20 protein-coding genes and 5 tRNA genes are annotated in these 16,205 nt (G+C 50.0%); 12 read left to right on the top strand and 13 right to left on the bottom strand.

Features of this window, described 5'->3' with window-relative positions; genetic code table 11:
* The first annotated feature begins 110 nt into the window (after positions 1-110).
* From AC56AD_RS10570 to rny, 9 genes are all read left to right on the top strand, one after another.
* Positions 111-515, top strand: coding sequence for an NUDIX hydrolase (locus AC56AD_RS10570; protein ID WP_041526531.1), 405 nt, complete (start codon positions 111-113; stop codon positions 513-515).
* Between the two features lie 64 nt (positions 516-579).
* Positions 580-652 (top strand) — tRNA-Pro (locus tag AC56AD_RS10565).
* 28 nt (positions 653-680) lie between these two features.
* Positions 681-753 (top strand) — tRNA-Arg (locus AC56AD_RS10560).
* A 26-nt stretch (positions 754-779) separates the two neighbouring features.
* Positions 780-855 (top strand) — tRNA-His (locus AC56AD_RS10555).
* A gap of 6 nt (positions 856-861) precedes the next feature.
* Positions 862-933 (top strand) — tRNA-Glu (locus tag AC56AD_RS10550).
* A gap of 70 nt (positions 934-1,003) precedes the next feature.
* The gene (gene pheT / locus AC56AD_RS10545) at positions 1,004-3,415 is read left to right on the top strand and encodes a phenylalanine--tRNA ligase subunit beta (RefSeq protein WP_012508777.1); all 2,412 of its coding nucleotides are present in this window, start codon (positions 1,004-1,006) and stop codon (positions 3,413-3,415) included.
* A gap of 14 nt (positions 3,416-3,429) precedes the next feature.
* Entirely contained in the window at positions 3,430-3,738 is a 309-nt protein-coding gene (locus AC56AD_RS10540) for a hypothetical protein (RefSeq protein ID WP_012508776.1), read from the top strand.
* A gap of 4 nt (positions 3,739-3,742) precedes the next feature.
* Positions 3,743-4,006: a cell division protein ZapA gene (locus AC56AD_RS10535; protein WP_012508775.1), complete on the top strand. Its 264-nt coding sequence runs from the start codon at positions 3,743-3,745 to the stop codon at positions 4,004-4,006.
* Positions 4,007-4,318: 312 nt separating this feature from the next.
* Positions 4,319-5,893 (top strand): ribonuclease Y, encoded by a 1,575-nt coding sequence (rny, locus tag AC56AD_RS10530; protein WP_012508774.1) that lies wholly within the window; start codon positions 4,319-4,321, stop codon positions 5,891-5,893.
* A 110-nt stretch (positions 5,894-6,003) separates the two neighbouring features.
* Here the strand turns inward: rny and hisB are convergent, their stop codons facing one another.
* Positions 6,004-6,606, bottom strand: a complete 603-nt coding sequence (gene hisB / locus AC56AD_RS10525) for an imidazoleglycerol-phosphate dehydratase HisB (RefSeq protein ID WP_012508773.1) — start codon at positions 6,604-6,606, stop codon at positions 6,004-6,006.
* A gap of 10 nt (positions 6,607-6,616) precedes the next feature.
* Positions 6,617-6,856 carry a DUF2905 domain-containing protein gene (locus AC56AD_RS10520; protein WP_012508772.1) on the bottom strand — a complete coding sequence of 80 codons (240 nt, stop codon included), beginning with the start codon at positions 6,854-6,856 and terminating at the stop codon, positions 6,617-6,619.
* Between the two features lie 89 nt (positions 6,857-6,945).
* On the opposite strand from AC56AD_RS10520, the gene secG reads away from it, so the two are divergent.
* The 3 genes from secG to AC56AD_RS10505 all read left to right on the top strand — a co-directional run bounded on the left by secG (position 6,946) and on the right by AC56AD_RS10505 (position 7,758).
* Positions 6,946-7,308, top strand: coding sequence for a preprotein translocase subunit SecG (gene secG / locus AC56AD_RS10515; protein WP_012508771.1), 363 nt, complete (start codon positions 6,946-6,948; stop codon positions 7,306-7,308).
* Positions 7,309-7,315: 7 nt separating this feature from the next.
* A tRNA-Lys gene (locus AC56AD_RS10510) sits at positions 7,316-7,390 on the top strand.
* A 203-nt stretch (positions 7,391-7,593) separates the two neighbouring features.
* Positions 7,594-7,758 (top strand): hypothetical protein, encoded by a 165-nt coding sequence (locus tag AC56AD_RS10505; protein ID WP_481859606.1) that lies wholly within the window; start codon positions 7,594-7,596, stop codon positions 7,756-7,758.
* Here the strand turns inward: AC56AD_RS10505 and AC56AD_RS10500 are convergent.
* From AC56AD_RS10500 to AC56AD_RS10450, 11 genes are all read right to left on the bottom strand, one after another.
* On the bottom strand, positions 7,738-7,917 hold the full coding sequence (locus AC56AD_RS10500) for a hypothetical protein (RefSeq protein WP_012508770.1): 180 nt from the start codon (positions 7,915-7,917) through the stop codon (positions 7,738-7,740). The two genes, AC56AD_RS10505 and AC56AD_RS10500, sit on opposite strands and share 21 nt — an antisense overlap.
* A gap of 247 nt (positions 7,918-8,164) precedes the next feature.
* Positions 8,165-8,842 carry a sulfite exporter TauE/SafE family protein gene (locus AC56AD_RS10495; RefSeq protein ID WP_012508769.1) on the bottom strand — a complete coding sequence of 226 codons (678 nt, stop codon included), beginning with the start codon at positions 8,840-8,842 and terminating at the stop codon, positions 8,165-8,167.
* Positions 8,839-9,030 carry a cbb3-type cytochrome oxidase assembly protein CcoS gene (gene ccoS / locus AC56AD_RS10490; RefSeq protein ID WP_012508768.1) on the bottom strand — a complete coding sequence of 64 codons (192 nt, stop codon included), beginning with the start codon at positions 9,028-9,030 and terminating at the stop codon, positions 8,839-8,841. The genes AC56AD_RS10495 and ccoS overlap by 4 nt, the downstream gene beginning before the upstream one ends.
* A 13-nt stretch (positions 9,031-9,043) precedes the next feature.
* Positions 9,044-11,470, bottom strand: a complete 2,427-nt coding sequence (locus tag AC56AD_RS10485; protein ID WP_012508767.1) for a heavy metal translocating P-type ATPase — start codon at positions 11,468-11,470, stop codon at positions 9,044-9,046.
* The gene (locus AC56AD_RS10480) at positions 11,460-11,885 is read right to left on the bottom strand and encodes a hypothetical protein (RefSeq protein WP_012508766.1); all 426 of its coding nucleotides are present in this window, start codon (positions 11,883-11,885) and stop codon (positions 11,460-11,462) included. Before AC56AD_RS10480 ends, AC56AD_RS10485 begins: the two co-directional genes overlap by 11 nt.
* Positions 11,864-12,301 carry a FixH family protein gene (locus AC56AD_RS10475; protein WP_012508765.1) on the bottom strand — a complete coding sequence of 146 codons (438 nt, stop codon included), beginning with the start codon at positions 12,299-12,301 and terminating at the stop codon, positions 11,864-11,866. Before AC56AD_RS10475 ends, AC56AD_RS10480 begins: the two co-directional genes overlap by 22 nt.
* A complete protein-coding gene (locus tag AC56AD_RS10470; RefSeq protein ID WP_012508764.1) occupies positions 12,298-13,401 on the bottom strand; it encodes a 4Fe-4S dicluster domain-containing protein in 1,104 nt (367 codons plus the stop codon). The genes AC56AD_RS10475 and AC56AD_RS10470 overlap by 4 nt, the downstream gene beginning before the upstream one ends.
* A gap of 27 nt (positions 13,402-13,428) precedes the next feature.
* Positions 13,429-13,890: a c-type cytochrome gene (locus AC56AD_RS10465; RefSeq protein ID WP_012508763.1), complete on the bottom strand. Its 462-nt coding sequence runs from the start codon at positions 13,888-13,890 to the stop codon at positions 13,429-13,431.
* A gap of 43 nt (positions 13,891-13,933) precedes the next feature.
* Positions 13,934-14,077 carry a cbb3-type cytochrome c oxidase subunit 3 gene (locus tag AC56AD_RS10460; RefSeq protein WP_012508762.1) on the bottom strand — a complete coding sequence of 48 codons (144 nt, stop codon included), beginning with the start codon at positions 14,075-14,077 and terminating at the stop codon, positions 13,934-13,936.
* Positions 14,074-14,745 (bottom strand): cytochrome-c oxidase, cbb3-type subunit II, encoded by a 672-nt coding sequence (gene ccoO / locus AC56AD_RS10455; RefSeq protein WP_012508761.1) that lies wholly within the window; start codon positions 14,743-14,745, stop codon positions 14,074-14,076. Before ccoO ends, AC56AD_RS10460 begins: the two co-directional genes overlap by 4 nt.
* A gap of 30 nt (positions 14,746-14,775) precedes the next feature.
* On the bottom strand, positions 14,776-16,167 hold the full coding sequence (locus AC56AD_RS10450; protein WP_012508760.1) for a cbb3-type cytochrome c oxidase subunit I: 1,392 nt from the start codon (positions 16,165-16,167) through the stop codon (positions 14,776-14,778).
* Between the last annotated feature and the right edge of the window lie 38 nt (positions 16,168-16,205).

Genomic DNA, 16,205 nt, shown 5'->3' with positions numbered 1-16,205 from the left:
GTATTTTATGACTTCGCAGTCGTTTTTCCCCCTATTTTATTTTGATGGCTGCTCTCGGTGCACTTTGTAGCAGGGGATGCGCAGGAACAATTTTATTCAACACGTGTGTCATGGCAGTGAGGTACAAGAGAGTTTTCAAGCAGTCCGGGGTTATTCCAGTCCTCGATAATCGGCTTGTGCTTATTACTTCCAGAAAATCGGAACGCTGGATCATTCCAAAGGGATATGTCGAAAAAGGGTTGACACCTGCCGAGTCGGCTGCAAAAGAGGCCTATGAGGAAGCTGGGCTGATCGGTGTTGTTCATCACAAAGAGGCTGGCCAGTATCGGTACAGCAAGTTTGGAAAACTCTTTTCGGTTCAGGTTTATCCTCTTTTTATTGAGACCATGCTTGATGAATGGGATGAAATGCATGACCGCCGACGAAAGCTTGTTACTCCATCTGAGGCAATTGAAATGGTTTGCCATGAAGATCTCCGCCGTATCATTGCGGATTTTTTTCTGAATAATTTTTAGGAGTATCGGAAATATTTTTTTGTAATTAATGTTCTTGTGCTATATTGGGCCTTCCGTTAAAAAACGGGGTGTGGCGCAGTTGGTAGCGTGCCTGCTTTGGGAGCAGGAGGCCCCGAGTTCGAGTCTCGGCACCCCGACAGGAAACAGGTCTGACAATTGAATGCTGTGCCCGTAGCTCAATGGATAGAGCATCAGCCTTCTAAGCTGAGGGTTACTGGTTCGAGTCCAGTCGGGCGCACAAGAAAAAGTCCGTAAGTTTTAAACGGTGATTGTAGCTCAGTTGGTTAGAGCGCCAGGTTGTGGCCCTGGAGGCCGGGGGTTCGAGTCCCCTCATTCACCCATATAAGGCCCCATCGACTAGTGGTTAGGTCATCACCCTTTCAAGGTGGTAGCACGGGTTCGAATCCCGTTGGGGTCACTCTAAAAGCTCTGTTCTTTGCCGGTACAGGGCTTTTTTTAATCCATGAAAGCCAGATTTCCTTCTCCTTATGAAAATATCTGTCAGTTGGCTCAAAGGTTTTCTTCCCTCCTTTTCTTCCGATACGCTGTCACTTGTTGAAAAACTGACCTTTCTCGGCTTTGAGGTGGAGGAGGTTCAGGAGCCCTCCCTTCCAGATGATCTTGTTGTTGTGGGACGAATAGAAGAGGTGGTGCAGCATCCCAATGCTGAACGCCTGACTATTTGCCGGGTTGATGTCGGTCGTGAAGAGCCTCTTCAGATTGTGTGCGGCGCTCCGAATGTCAAAGCAGGAATGGTTGTTCCTGTAGCGACACTCAAAGCAAAACTGACCGCTTCTGATGGCCAGACCATCACCATCAAGCCCTCGAAAATACGCGGTGAACGCTCGTTCGGCATGATTTGTGCCGCTGACGAACTTGGGCTCTCTGATGACCATTCAGGCGTTATGGAGCTTGACTCTTCATGCCGGATCGGTGAGCCTGTAGCCCGTTATTTTGATGGCGATGTCGTGCTTGATATTGCCGTGACACCAAACAGGCCCGACGTTCTCTCCCATCTCGGAATAGCACGGGAGCTTGCAGGAGGTGAAGAGATACACTATCCGGAACAGAACGCAGTACCATTTGTACAAACTGGGACGCTTGTTGATGTTCTGGATGCTGTCGCCTGCCCCTATTACACGGGTGTGGTCATAAGAGGGATAACGGTTGCCGAGTCTCCTGCATGGCTTCGAAAAAAGCTTGAAAGTATTGGTTTGAGGCCGAAAAACAACATCGTTGATATCACCAACTATATTCTTCACGGGTTGGGCCAGCCCCTTCATGCCTTCGATCTTCAAAAGCTTGCCGGTGAGCGGGTTGTAGTGCGGAGTGATGTGCGTGGGGAATTTGTTGCCATCAATCAGCAATCCTTCCAGGTTGAGCCCGGTATGCCGGTTATCTGTGACAGCCAGAAGCCAGTGGCTCTTGCCGGCGTTATGGGAGGACTTGAGTCAGCCGTAAGTGACGCCACAACCGATATTCTGCTTGAGTCAGCCTGGTTTGATCCCTCTATGATCCGGAAATCGGCAAAAAAAGCTGCGATCTCTTCGGATGCCTCATACCGTTACGAGCGGGGTATCGACCCCCGGAATGTCAGACGGTCGGCAGAGTGCGCCGTAGCATTGATTCTGGAGCTTGCCGGAGGCCGTATTGAAGAGGCTCAGGAGTGGGGTTCAGTGCCGGCTGAATTGCGTCGCGTAGCCCTGAGAGCTGATCGGGTCAACGCCTTGCTTGGCAGTTCGATAGCCGCAGGCGAAATGGTGGCGATGCTCCAGCGGATTGGATTCAGGACTGACGAAACCGAAGGGGAATCAATCACCTTCGAGGTGCCTTCCTGCAGGGTCGATGTTTCAGGGGAGATCGATCTTGTCGAGGAGATTGCCCGCCTCTATGGTTACGACAATATTCAGCCTTCTGCCCAGATGGCGACCATCTATCCACAGTCGCGCAAGTTCCCGGAGTTTTTCCCGGATTTTCTCCGCTCTCTCATGGTCGGCTTGCATTTCCGCGAAATTCTCACCAATCCGCTTGTGAAAAGAGAAGAGGCCGCTCTGTTCAGCGACAAGCTTGTTGGTGTGCTTAATCCTATCAGTGAGGGGCTTGAAGTACTTCGTCCCGCGCTTGTTCCCGGATTTCTGAAGGTTATAAGCCATAATATCAGGCATGGAAACCGGGATCTTCAACTCTTTGAGGTAGCCAGGGGATTTCAAAGTCTCGCAGCAGGTGAGTGCAGGAGTGAGTCGCCGCTTGATGCTTACAGTGAACAGGAATATCTTGTTCTTGCCATCACTGGCAGTCGTTTCCCGAGAATCTGGAACCAGTCGTCAGAAAAGGTTGATTTTTACGATCTTATGGGCGCTGTCGAGATGCTGCTCGAGAAGCTGAATTTGCTTGATAAATCAGTGGTGAATATTTATAATGAAAACACTGTCAGCATTGATGTACAGTTGACAGAAAAGGGAAGAAGTTGCTCGTACAGGGCAGGTGTTGTACAGCGACTCGATTCAAACCTCTTGGGCAAATTTGATATTGGACAGGATGTTTATATAGCGGAACTTGACGCGGCAGCTCTCGAAAGCTGTTTCAGTTCAGGTGTCACCTATGAGCCGCCTTCCAGATTTCCGGTTGTTCAGAGGGATATATCGCTTGTTCTGCCTCCTGATGTTACTGTTCAGTCACTTGTTGAATTGGTTCGTTCAAGTGACTCCCTGATCAGGGGTGTCTCTGTTTTTGATCTTTTCGAGCGTACCCGTGAGGATGGCGGAGAGCGTAGCGTTGCACTCTCTCTTGAAATTGCAGATCATGCAGGGACGCTACAGGATGAAAGAATCAGCGATATTCTTTCTAAAGTCGGCAGTAATGCCGCGAGTAAGCTTGGTGCGGTTATTCGACAAGTCTGATACTCTTTGTCTCTATGCAAGATTTTGATGGGCAAAATATGACAGGTGATGTCAGCCTCCTTGAGAAAAATATTGAACTCCTTGTTGCCCGGTTAACGGATTGCCAACAGGAGAATGATGTGTTGCGATCTGAACTCTCAAGTCTGGAGAATATTTTGAGAAACTATAAGTTGCCCGGAACTCTCGGATCTTCTGCCGTTGATGTATGCGGCACTCCCGCAGGAGCGCTTGGTTATGCGGAAAAAGTGCAGGTGAAACAGAAACTGGTTCTGATTTTGCAAAAAATAGAGATGGAGCTCAGAAATAATCAGGCCTTGTCGTAAAGAGATGGAAAAAATTGATGTAAATGTTTATGGTTACAGCTATCCCTTAAAGGTTGACCGACGGGAAGTGACCGAAAAAGCGGCCCGTGATGTTGATGGGGTGATGCGGCTTTTTGCCGAAAAGGCACCGACATTCGAGCCAGTAAAGCTGGCGGTGCTTGCGGCAATTTCGTTTGCCGAAAAAAAAGTCGAACTTGAAGAGGAGATGGCGTTGCTGAGGCAGAACATTGCCAGACTGAATGTTTTTATCGGGCAAAATCTGCAATAAACCGTTACATTGAGAAGAAATATCCGCACCGTTTGATTGGGGTGTCTGTAAGTAAAAGAACTAACATCAAAAAACAGGGAACCAAACTCTTCTTTTTGATTGCAGGCCTTGTTGAAAGTACCTGACCTTTTTCGGGTCAGGCGTTTCAAGAACAGTGGAAACATTGTTCCATTGGAAGCAAAAAATCTGAAGGAGGTGCCCACCGTGTATAACGGGTTCTTGGATCTTACGCGCCTCGTTCATGGTGCGGTTTTTTTGTTTAAAACGGTGCCTCATCTTTAAGTATGAGAGCATGAAAATGGAGGTAGTTTAATGGGAATAGTCATAAACCTGTTTTTGATTGTTTTTGCTTCAGTGATTTTTTTTGCAGCAGGTTTTTTGGTTGGACGTTACTTTCTTGAGCGGATCGGTACAACCAAGGTGCTTGAAGCAGAAGAACGTGCGGTTCAGATAGTGCAGGAGGCACAGAAGGAGGCCAACGAGTACAAGGAACTGAAAGTCAGCGAAGTAAACCAGGAGTGGAAAAAGAAGCGTCGGGAGTTTGATCAGGAAGTTGTTATCAAAAACAACAAGTACACCCAGTTGCAGAAGCAGACACAACAGAAGGAGGCTCAACTGAAAAAACAGAGCCAGGATGTCAAGGATCTTGAGCGCAAACTTCAGGATCAGCGCAAGGAGATTGATCAGGTATCTGCGTCGCTCACCCTTCGTTCCACAGAGCTTGAGCGCATCATTGTTGAGCAGAACCAGCGTCTTGAAAGCATCAGCAACCTGCAGGCTGAAGAGGCTCGCCAGATGTTGATCGACAATATGGTGGCAAAGGCAAAAGAGGAAGCGACCGAGACCATTCACCAGATACACGAAGAGGCTGAGCAGAAAGCAGGTCGCCTGGCCGAAAAAACACTCCTGACCGCCATTCAGCGCATCTCTTTCGAGCAGGCTACCGAAAACGCCCTTTCCGTTGTTCATATCCAGAGCGATGAACTCAAGGGTCGCATCATTGGCCGTGAAGGTCGCAATATCAAGGCATTTGAAAATGCTACCGGAGTTGATATCATTGTTGATGATACACCTGAGGTCGTTATTCTCTCCTGCTTTGATCCCCTTCGTCGAGAACTTGCCAAACTGACTCTCCAGAAGCTTCTTGTCGACGGTATCATCCATCCTGTGGCTATCGAAAAAGCCTATGAAGATGCGAAAAAAGAGATTGATGATGTCATCATCAGCGCCGGTGAAGAGGCGCTTTCATCGCTGCAGATTCCCGATATGCCTGCCGAGATTGTCTCACTTATCGGTAAAATGAAGTTTCATACCGTCTATGGTCAAAACCTCCTGCAGCACAGTCGTGAAGTTGCCATGTTAGCCGGTCTTATGGCTTCAGAACTCAAGCTTGATGTCCGACTTGCCAAACGTGCCGGTCTTTTGCACGATATTGGTCTTGTGCTGCCGGAAGGCGACGAGCCCCATGCCATTACCGCCATGAATTATCTCAAAAAGTTCAACGAATCCCACATTGTACTCAATGCGATTGCTGCCCATCACGGCGATGTAAACAAAGAGTCTCCTCTTGCCGATCTCGTTGATGCCGCCAACACCATTTCGCTTTCGCGACCGGGAGCTCGTGGTGCGGTAACGGCTGACGGCAATGTCAAGCGTCTTGAAAGTCTCGAAGAGATCGCCAAAGGATTTCCGGGGGTTCTGAAAACCTATGCCCTGCAGGCAGGACGAGAGATCAGAGTGATTGTTGAAGGCGATAATGTGAGTGATTCACAGGCAGATGTGCTTGCCCATGATATTGCACACAAAATTGAATCCGAAGCACAATATCCTGGACAGATCAAAGTATCCATCATCCGCGAAAAACGCTCAATTGCTTACGCGAAATAAGCGGGATTAACAGCTACAAGATTGTTCCCCGAAAAAGGCAATCAGAAAAGAGAAAAGGGCTACCTGAAGAGGCAGCCCTTTTGCATTGGAGGAGAAATGAGAGGCGAAAGCTAAATTTGTCCTTTGGTCGAAGGAATTTCTGTACCGGTTATGGCAACAGCCGCTTTCATCGCATAGGCAAACGCTTTGAACAGCGCCTCTATCTTGTGGTGCGTATTCTCTCCCTCAAGGATTGAGAGATGGATATTGGCCTTCAATGTCCCGGCAAGCGAGATAAAGAAATGCTCCACCATCTCTGTTGAAAAGCCCTGAATGACCGGACGATTAAATTTTGCATTGAAAACGCAATAACTTCTTCCTCCCAGGTCAAGGGCACACTGCGCCAGAGCTTCATCCATCGGGATGATTGCCCAGCCATAGCGCCCAATTCCCCGCTTGTTGCCAAGCGCTTCAGCAATGGTGCTTCCAAGAACAAGAGCAATGTCTTCCACGCTGTGATGATCATCAACATCAAGATCTCCCCGGCACTCCAGCTCAAGGTCAAAGCCGGAATGTTTACAGAAATTGGTCAGCATATGATCAAGAAAGAGTACTCCCGAGTTGACCGAGCTGGTTCCGGAGCCATCAAGCGTGACCGTTATCGTGATATCGGTCTCATGTGTTGTTCTGCTTGCCGTTGCTGAACGGGCAGCCCTTTTGATTTCTTCTGGCATATTGGATTGGTTATCGGATAAATTTGTTAAAAAGGTAAAGAAAAAGCGTGAGCAGCAGAGAGAGCAGCACGGATGTGCCAAGAGGAAAATAAAACCGGAAATTATCCCGTTCTATCTTGATGTCGAGAGGAAGATTGCCAAACCAGTTGAACCAGTTCCACGAGCCTGACTTCTCGGAAGCCATCATGAAAAGACCGAAAACAACGATGGCAAGGCCTGTTATCACAACTATTTTGGCAGCATCAGCCATCGCGATTTGGATATTTTTTAAAAGTTGCTAAATTAAGGCCTTCTTCATGTGAAGATACGATATTTGCAAATTTATTAAAGCGGCTGGAAATGCATGTTTTCATTGTCATTGTCGGTTTACTTGCATCGATTCTGCTGATAGGGGTTATTTTATTACAGAGCCCTAAAAGTGGCAGTGGTTTGACAGGTGGTATTGCAAGCCTTGGCACCGTTCAGACGCTTGGCGTAAGAAGGACTGGTGATTTTTTAAGCAAGATGACGGCTATTCTTGCAGCAACCGTGATGCTGCTCTGTTTTGTCGCCGCATTTACGCTTCCAGGAAGAACTGTGAAAGAGGCACCTGAAGGTAGTATGCAGCAGAATGTTCCTGCAATGCCAGCGCCATCGGCAAACAAAGTGCCCTCCGCACCTGTTTCTCCGGCACCCGTGATTCCTGCGCTGCCGGCAAAATAGATTTTCTGCACCCGTGGCTCAATGGTAGAGCAATTGACTCTTAATCAATGGGTTGGAGGTTCGAGTCCTCCCGGGTGCACCATAACAAATAAAGACTTGCAGGTTTCGGCTTGCAAGTCTTTATTGTTTCTATGGCTCCGGTGGGTGCATTCAATTGTGTACAGGCTTTCCGTTTCAGCAAAATATATTTTGTGTTTTTATGAAATTCCTTGTTTTGGGAAACAAAAAAGCGGCCATCGACGACTTCGTGAGTGCCGCCAGACTTGGAGAATCGAAGGCAAAAAAATGGCTGAAAAGCAGCGGGTACAAATGGTAAGCCAAGCTGTTATTGCTGCAGGGGATTGTATTGTCAAGCCAGAGTACACCTTTGAAGGCTCTTCGGGTTTCTTTCCTGAGGAGCTGACTGACTGTCAGGGATTGCACATGTTATCACTCCTCTTTTTTTTCTGATGATTTGATTTTGACCGGTTTGCAAAGATATTTTTTCTTTGTTGCCACTCTTGCGCACTTGCCGCAAAGATAGTGGGGCTTGGCAACCAGCTTCATGATCGTATCCATGTTTTCTTCCATATCGTGCTTGTCAAGCTTGCACAAGGTTTTTTTGATCATACTGTTCATCTCCAGAGTATCGTTCGCAGGTTAATATCGTACAGCATTTTGGTTAATAATACTGAAATCAAGGTGTTACACGGCTGACAAAAGGAAAGGCATCTCCGGGGGTTCGTTTTTTCATCGTTAAGGCTTTGAACCATACCGTTAATGCTTCTGAGATATTCATCATCGCTTATATAATCGGATTGTTCAAGTATTTCTTAAGACGTCTGAAACTGTCCAGCCTCGTTGACCCACCTTCCTCTCACCACCCCGACACCACAAACCACACACCCGTAGCAATCATAATCAGGCTGGCCACCCGGTAAAACCATTTTCGAGTTTTGTTGCTGATGCTGTTCACCACTTTCCCGACAAGAATCAGCGCTGGTGCAGTGCCGATGCCGAAGAGCATCATCATCAGGGCGCCCTGCATCATTCCGGCAAAGGGGTTCTCTGCCTCCATGGCGGCTCGTGCAGCGGCGAGCAGGGCGGTATAGGTGAGGCCGCAGGGGAGAAAGCCGAGGACGATGCCCATCGGGTAGTAGGCGCCGACGGAGCGTGGGGCTTTGAAGAGGGCCATGATGCGCTGAATTACTGAAACGCCGGTTGAGCAACTGGTGAATTGTTTCGGTAGTGGCAGCCACTCTGCTGTGGAGAGCCCCATGAGGATGATGGAGAGACCAGCAATGATCATGATGGCGCGTTGGAGAGGCTCGATGGAGGCGGTAAGGAGCAGAAATGAGCCTGAGAGGCCAGCCACAGCGCCGAGGATGGTGTAGGTGGTGATGCGTCCGAGGTTGTAGAGCAGGTGGTGGAGTATCCCTTTACGGGTTTCACCAACGCTGAAGGCGGCAACAACCGGGCCGCACATACTGATGCAGTGACCGAATCCTCCGGCAAGACCGGAGAGAAGCATGGCGAGAAGGGGGGTGATGGTCATGGGTTTTTTTTCTTTGCAGGCTTTGCAGGTTTCAAGGGGTTTGCCAGTTCGTCATCATCGTCAAGCATCCGGTATTTGGGAGCTTCGGGGTCGTCGAACTGGCCGCTTTTTACGGCCCAGATGAAGAGAAACCATGCGGCGACTCCGACAAAAAGACCAATGCCGATCAAAAAAAATGTTGCGTACATGATGGTTCCTCAGTCAGATGTTTTTCAGGCGCAGGGAGTTGCCAACCACCACAAGGGAGCTGCTTGCCATCAGGAGTGCGGAGATGATGGGGTGCAACACTCCTGATACGGCAAGTGGCAGCGCTATGAGATTATACGAAAAGGCCCAGACAAGATTCTGCCGGATGATGGAAAAACAGCGAGATGAGCTTTCTGTCAGGGTGTTGATGAGCCGGAGGTCATCGTTCAGGATGGTAACACTGGCGCTTTCGAGGGCGATGGCGGAAGCGTGGCCGAGGGTGACTCCGATATCGGCTTCGGTCAGAGCTGGCGCGTCATTGATGCCATCTCCGACCATCATGACGCACATTCCCTTTGCTTTCAGGTCGCGGATAACCGCCGCTTTTTCAAGAGGTCCGAGCCCGGCCTGTACGTCGGTGATGCCGCATTTTGCAGCGATGTAGTTGGCTACTCCCTGATTGTCGCCGGTGAGGATTTTGAGCGATAGCCCTTTTTTGCGGAGCCCGGCTATCAGGGGAAGGGCATCCGGGCGCAGGTCATCAATGAGGCCGATGATACCGGCAAGCTTGTGGCCGCAGGCGACCATCACCACGGTTTTTCCTTCAGCTTCGAGTGCCGAGGCGCAGCTTTCCTGGAACGGTTGAAGCTCAACTTTTTCCTGTGCCATGAAGGCTCTCGATCCTGCCTGCCAGAGGGTTCCTTCAATGATCCCTGAAACTCCTCTGCCCGGTGTTGCCCTGAACTGCACGGTTTTCAGGAGTTCTCCCTGCCATGAAGCGACGATGGCACGTCCGGTGGGGTGCTCCGAGGCCGCTTCAAGCGAGGCGATATGTTGTACCAACGCGGGAGTGAGGCCGTAGTCGTGCAGGTCGGTTATTGAGGGTTTTCCGGTGGTGATGGTGCCTGTTTTATCGAGCACGACGGTGGTGATTTTTGAGACGGTTTCAAAAATATCGCCACCTTTAACCAGAATGCCTCTCTTGCCGACAGCGGTAGTGCCGATCAGAATGGCAAGCGGTGTTGCCAGACCAAGTGCGCAGGGACAGGCGATGACGAGTACCGAGACGGCGTTCATCAAAGCAATGACCGTACTTCCTGCAATGACTTTCCAGTACAGAAAGGTGGCAATGGAAAGGATGATGATTGCGGGCACAAAATAACCGGCAGTTTTGTCGGCAATTCCCTGAATCGGCGCCTTGCGTGCCTGTGCATCCTCGACGGTGCGAATGATCTGTGCAAGCAGGGTGCTGCTGGCGTTTTCGGTTACGCAGATGCGGAGCCGACCGTTCATGGAAAAACTTCCGGCGAAAACGTTGCTTCCCGCCTCTTTTAAAACCGGGTTTGACTCTCCGGTGAGCATGGACTCGTTGACCTCCGCTTCGCCATCCACGACTCTCCCGTCGAGCGGAATTCGCTCTCCGGGGATGATCTCCACATGATCTCCAATCTTGATGGTATCAAGAGAGACCAAGGCTGTTTCTCCGTTTTCGGAGATGAGGAGTGCTTCATGTGGCTGCAGCTCGGCAAGTTCAGCAATGGCGTTACCTGCCTTGAGGCGCGACCCGGCCTCCAGAAACCGGCCCAGAAGAATGAAGGTGATGATCATGGCGGAGGTATCGAAAAATACTTCGCCGCCCTGAACGATCATGGCAATGCTGTAGCAGTAGGCCGAGAGAGAGCCAAGAGCAATGAGCACATCCATAGTAAACGACCATTGCCTCAGAGAGCGAAACGCGCTTGCCAGAAAGGGGTAGCCGGAGTAGAAGAGCACCGGGGTGGCGAGTGCCCATGAGATGAGCTGAAAGGCAAGTTTGAAGCGTGCCTCCATTCCCTCGAAAAATCCGGCATAGAGTGCGGCAATAAAGAGCATGAGCTGCATGGAAAAAAATGCGGCAGTGCCGAAACGCAGCAGTAAATCCTGTTTTTCTTTTGCTGCCAAATCACTCTGGCTGTTGCCACGGCCAGGGTGTGGCAGGTAGCCGATGGAATGGAGGGCCTGAAGAATTGTGTCGAGAGAGATGGTATCGGAAGACCAGGTGATGGTTGCCTTGTGTGTGGCATAGTTGACTCTTGCTGAAAGAATCCCCTCCTGTTTCATCAGAAATTTTTCGATAAGCCAGACACATGAGGCGCATCGTATGCCCGAGAGGAGGAGCTCAATGCTACTCCCGGTGTCGGTAAGGGTCACGCTGTCTCGAAAGGCGGCGGCTTCAAGTTTTACAGATGTGTGCGGAGGGCCTGGCTGCCAGTCACAGCGCTTGTCGTAGAAGGCGTCGAGTGAATTGCTGTGAACAAGTTCGTAGACGCCGAGGCAGCCATGACAGCAGAAGAACCTGGTCTCACCGTCGATAAGGGCGGTTATGGCCGATGCCCTGCTTGTCTCCTGAAGGCAGTGGTCGCAGCGCACCTTTTCGTCAGATATCAGTCCGCTATCTGACATTGAAGATAAATGCCGGATTTGTGGGTTCATCGGCGAGAATGGTCACCTTCCAGAGCGTGCGCCCGCTCATGCAGCGGACAATAATTCCTTTACCCTCGTAACTGCAGCCACTTTTTCTGACAAGGGTTACCTGATTTTTGCCCATCGGCATACCCGGCATGGAAAGGTCGAGCAGCAGCTTGTCTGATAGCCTGTTGCATGGGGTTACCGTTACGCTGAAGGTGAGCTCCTTCATCGCGCTCACTGGTTTTGGTTCAATGTTGAGCGTATAACTGTGGCTCCCTGAGGTGATGGTGCAGGGGCCCTGGTGGATGTTGCACTCACTCTCTTTTGCGATGAGTGGTGTGGTGAAGATGCTGCTGCTCAGCAGTGATGCGCCGAGTGCCAGTGCGGCTACCGTACGTCGAAAAACCATTTTCGTGTGGCTCTGAGTTGTTGTTTAACAAGATCGATTCTGACGAACCAGACTCCTTTGAAGGGAATCGCTGCAGTTGTATGATAGATGCCGGGAGCCTCTTCCTGCATGGTCAGGGTGGAGTCATAACGGGTTGAGGAGAGGTTGCCGACAAAAAGAGAGAGAGCGGCATCTTCAAGCGGCTTGCCGTGTGAGGTGACGCTGATGTGGATCTCGTTGCTTCCCATTTTCAGCGAGTCTGGTTTGCTGATTGCAACATCAAGCTTTTGTTCGACCTCTTTGGCTGCAAAATAGTGTTTCCCGTTCTCATAATAGTTTTTGTCAACAAGGCCTTCGGCATTGTTGTATGCCACATAGATGCCGCATCCCATGGCAAAGAAGAAAAGGGGATAGATAAGGTAAAGAAAGAGCTTCATGGAAAACCGGTTTCCCTGTTTATGGATATGCCGTCACCGGAGATTCCGAGACGTACACGTTCCAGCTTGCCGTTCGATTTGATCAGTATCCTGCCGTGAATGGCTGAAAATGGCTGCAAAAGGAGAGTGTGTTCACCGAGAAGGGTGACAGGGTCAGGCGAGGAGAGTGCAAGTGAGAGAGGTTTTCCACTGTTGTTATAAACGGTATAGGAGTAGCGGTTCAAACCTGCCGGAAGGGGTGCGTTGTCGCGTGTGACAAGAAAATCGACTGCCGGGCGACTCCATATGAGCAGGAAAAGAGTTAGCGCCGCAGCGGCAGTGGCGCCACCAAGCCAGTATGTTTTCCGGCGAACGATCACCCCTTTGTAGTTCGGAAAGGGGGGCATACCTCTTTTTTCGCTGAGGGGGCGGCAGGCGTCAATACATTCAGCGCAGGCAATACAGGCAGAGTTCAACCCTTTTTTGATGTCAATACCAACCGGGCAGACCTGAACGCATGCGTCGCATTTCATGCAGGTAGCATCGCGTGAAAGGTCATACTCGATAACAAGGGTATCCTTGTCGAAGAGGGCATTCTGCAGCATGGCGTAGGGGCAGATCGATGTGCAGAACCTTCTTCCCAGAAACGCCAGTTCAAGGTAGACCAGTGCCCAGAGAACAAGAAAAAAAGCGGTAATCGTTGGCGAAACAAAGAGGCTTCTCATAGTCTCAGCCGGAGGAACGAAGTACCAGATCATGGTGATCGATATCAGGGCCGAGAGGGGCAGCAGGATGAGACTTTGCAGGGTTTTGAGGTACTTCTTGCCTGCCAGGGCAGCGATGCTTTGGCTCAGGTCAAGCAGAACGGTCTGCGGGCAGAGCCAACCGCACCAGATGCGACCGAAAATGGCGGTAACAAAGGCGATGAGGAGGATAAAAAAAAGTGTGACGGCGAGGATAAGATAAAACTCACTTATCCAGATGGCCGAACCAAAAAAATAGAGTTTGAGAGTGGGGATATCAAACCGGAATGCACTTTGACCGTTCAGGGTGAGAAAGGGCAGGCCCGTAAGCATGATGGCCTGCAGGATCTCGACGATGTTTCTTTTGATTTTCCACAAAATGGCAGACTCCAGTGTTATCAGTAATTATTTTTTTCTCAGGGTTTCCAGATAAGCGACAACCTTGCTGCTCTTCTCCGCACCAATCTGGGGCAGGAATGAGGGCATCCCGTTGGGACGGCCTTTGGTAATGGATTCATAGATATCCAGCGGGGTTGCTCCATATTTGAGCGTTGCAAGGGTCAGATCGGGGCCGATTCCTCCGGTGGCATCATCTTTGTGGCACGGTGCACAGGTGTTTGCATAGACCTCTTTCCCTTCCTTGATGGCCTCCTTGTTGTCGGAATATGTTTTGATCGTCTCCGGTTTTTCGGTTTTGGCCGCCGCCGCCATCTCCTTTTCAAAGCCCTGGTAGAAAGACCAGCCGGAAATTGCCGGTGTATAGAAGAAGATATAGGCGATCAGAAAGATAATTCCCCCATAAAAAAAGAGCAGCCACCCTTTGGGGATTTTGTTATGGCCATCCTGGGGTTCCGGGGTATCATGCATGGCAGCTCTCCTTTTGTTGATCTTGTGGTACTCTTAGGGTTTTTCAATTGTCGTCATCAAGCATTCTGTGCTTCGGTTCCTCAACCTGCTGTTTTCTTTTCGGGTTGTAGTAGTAGATAATTATTCCCGCTAAAACAGTGGCGAGCAGCAGGGTAAAGAGGAAATATGCCATTCCTGAAAAGGTCATTTTGTTGCCTCCAGGTTTTTGACATCTCTTCCCAGCTTTTGGAGGTATGCAATCATGGCATCCATTTCGGTCAGTTCCTGGCGCAGCTCTGGCGGTGTCACCTGGTCACGACTCTCTTTTGAGGAATAGGTGCCATCGGTTACCGTTGCATGATATTGGGCTATCTGCTGCCGGACATCGTTTTCAGAATAGCCATAGCCAAGAATGGATGTCTTTTTGTATGAATATGTGGTATCGAGACGGTTTTTGGCAAGCCACCCATAAGGGGGCATATTTGATTTTTCAAACATCCCTTGCGGACTCTGCATGTGCTTGTAATGCCAGGCATCGGGATACTTCCCGCCAACGCGGTTCAAATCGGGGCCTGTGCGGCGTGAACCCCAGAGGAAGGGTCTGTCGTAGGCGAATTCCTCAGCTTTGGAGTATTCCCCGTAGCGAAGTACCTCTGTTCTAAGCGGTCGTACGGTCTGGGTGTGGCAGTTGTTGCATCCCTCGCGGATATAGATGTCGCGCCCTTCAAGTTCTACGGCCGTATAGGGTTTTATGGCAGCGCTGACTGGCTGTGTAGAAGGCATGAAAAGCGGAACAAAGACCGTTACGGTGGTGCCTATAAGGATGACAACGGCTGAAAGAATAGCAAAAACAACCGGTTTGGAAGTGATCCCCATGATTGCAGCTCCTGTTTGTGGATTTGTTGTTTAAGCTTCACTCTGTTGAGGTTGCTGGCGTACTGTCATGATCAGATTCCAGGCGAAAACCAGTATACCGATAAAATAGATTATCCCGGCGGCAAAGCGCAACCGGTAATAGGGATAGAGAGAGGTGACGGTATCAAGAAAATTATACATCAGCGAACCATCCGGGTTGGTTGCTTTCCACATCGCTCCTTGCTGGATTCCTGCGATCCACATGGTAATGGTCCAGGTGAGCTGACCAACAAGGATGAGCCAGAAATGGCTGTTGGCGAGTTTGATGCTGTAGAGCTCGGTGTCGGTAATGCGTGGAATCATATAGTAGAACGATGCCGAAATGATCATGGTCACCCATCCCATGGTTCCCATGTGCACATGCCCGACCACCCAGTCAGTATAATGAAAGAAAGCATTGAGGGTGCGTAATCCCTGCAGGGGCCCCTGAAGGGTCTGAAGACCATAAAAGGTGATGCCCGCAATAAAGAACTTGACCAGATAATTGGTGCGCATCTGCTCCCAGTTTCCCTGCAGCGTGTAATAGCCATTGACTACAGAGCCCCATGACGGAGCAATCAGGAAAATGGAGAAGGCGATTGCAACGGTCTGAATCCACTCCGGCAGAGGGGTGAGCATAAGGTGATGTGCGCCAGTCCAGAGATAGGCAAAGATCAGCGCCCAGAAAGAGATGATGGAGAGCCGATGGCTGTAGATGGGAAGGCCTGTGGCTTTTGGAAGAAAATAGTAGAACATCGCCAGTATCGGAACCGTAAAGATGAATCCCACAATGTTGTGCCCGTACCACCACTCCACATTGGCATCGTTTGCACCTGAATAGATACTGTAGGACTTGAAGAGTGTGACGGGAATCTCAAGGTTGTTGACAATGTAAAGAATGGCAATGGTGACGGTCATGGCGATGATGTACCAGAGGGAGATGTACATCTGCTTTTCGCGACGTTTGATCAGCGTGCCAAAGACATTGACGGCAAACATGACCCAGAAAATGACAACACCAATGTCAAGAGGCCATTCAAGTTCAGCGTACTCTTTTGTGGTGTTCATTCCCGCAAAAAGGCTCACGGCTGCCAGCGCTATTGCTGCATTGAAGAGGTAGAGATGAGCTTGAGCAAGTCGGGGAAAGGGAAGCGGTACTCTCGTCAGGCGCTGCAGGATATAGTAGGAGGTTGCAAAAATACCTGCGAGTCCGAAGCCAAGACCGAGACCATTGGTATGCACAACACGCAACCGCCCGAAACTGAGCCAGGGGGTAAGGTTGAGTGCCGGATTGAACATTTCGAAGGCTATCCAGAGCCCGACGACCAGACCAATGATAAGCCAGAAAAGCGCCGAAAAGGCAAAACCGCGCACTATCCTGTAGTTGTACCCTGCTTCGCTCATGCTCTCCTCCAGATCATTTTTAAGGAAAATAAAGAGAG

The sequence above is a fragment of the Pelodictyon clathratiforme genome (assembly GCF_982375515.1).
This window is presented reverse-complemented; position numbering and strand designations above follow the sequence as displayed.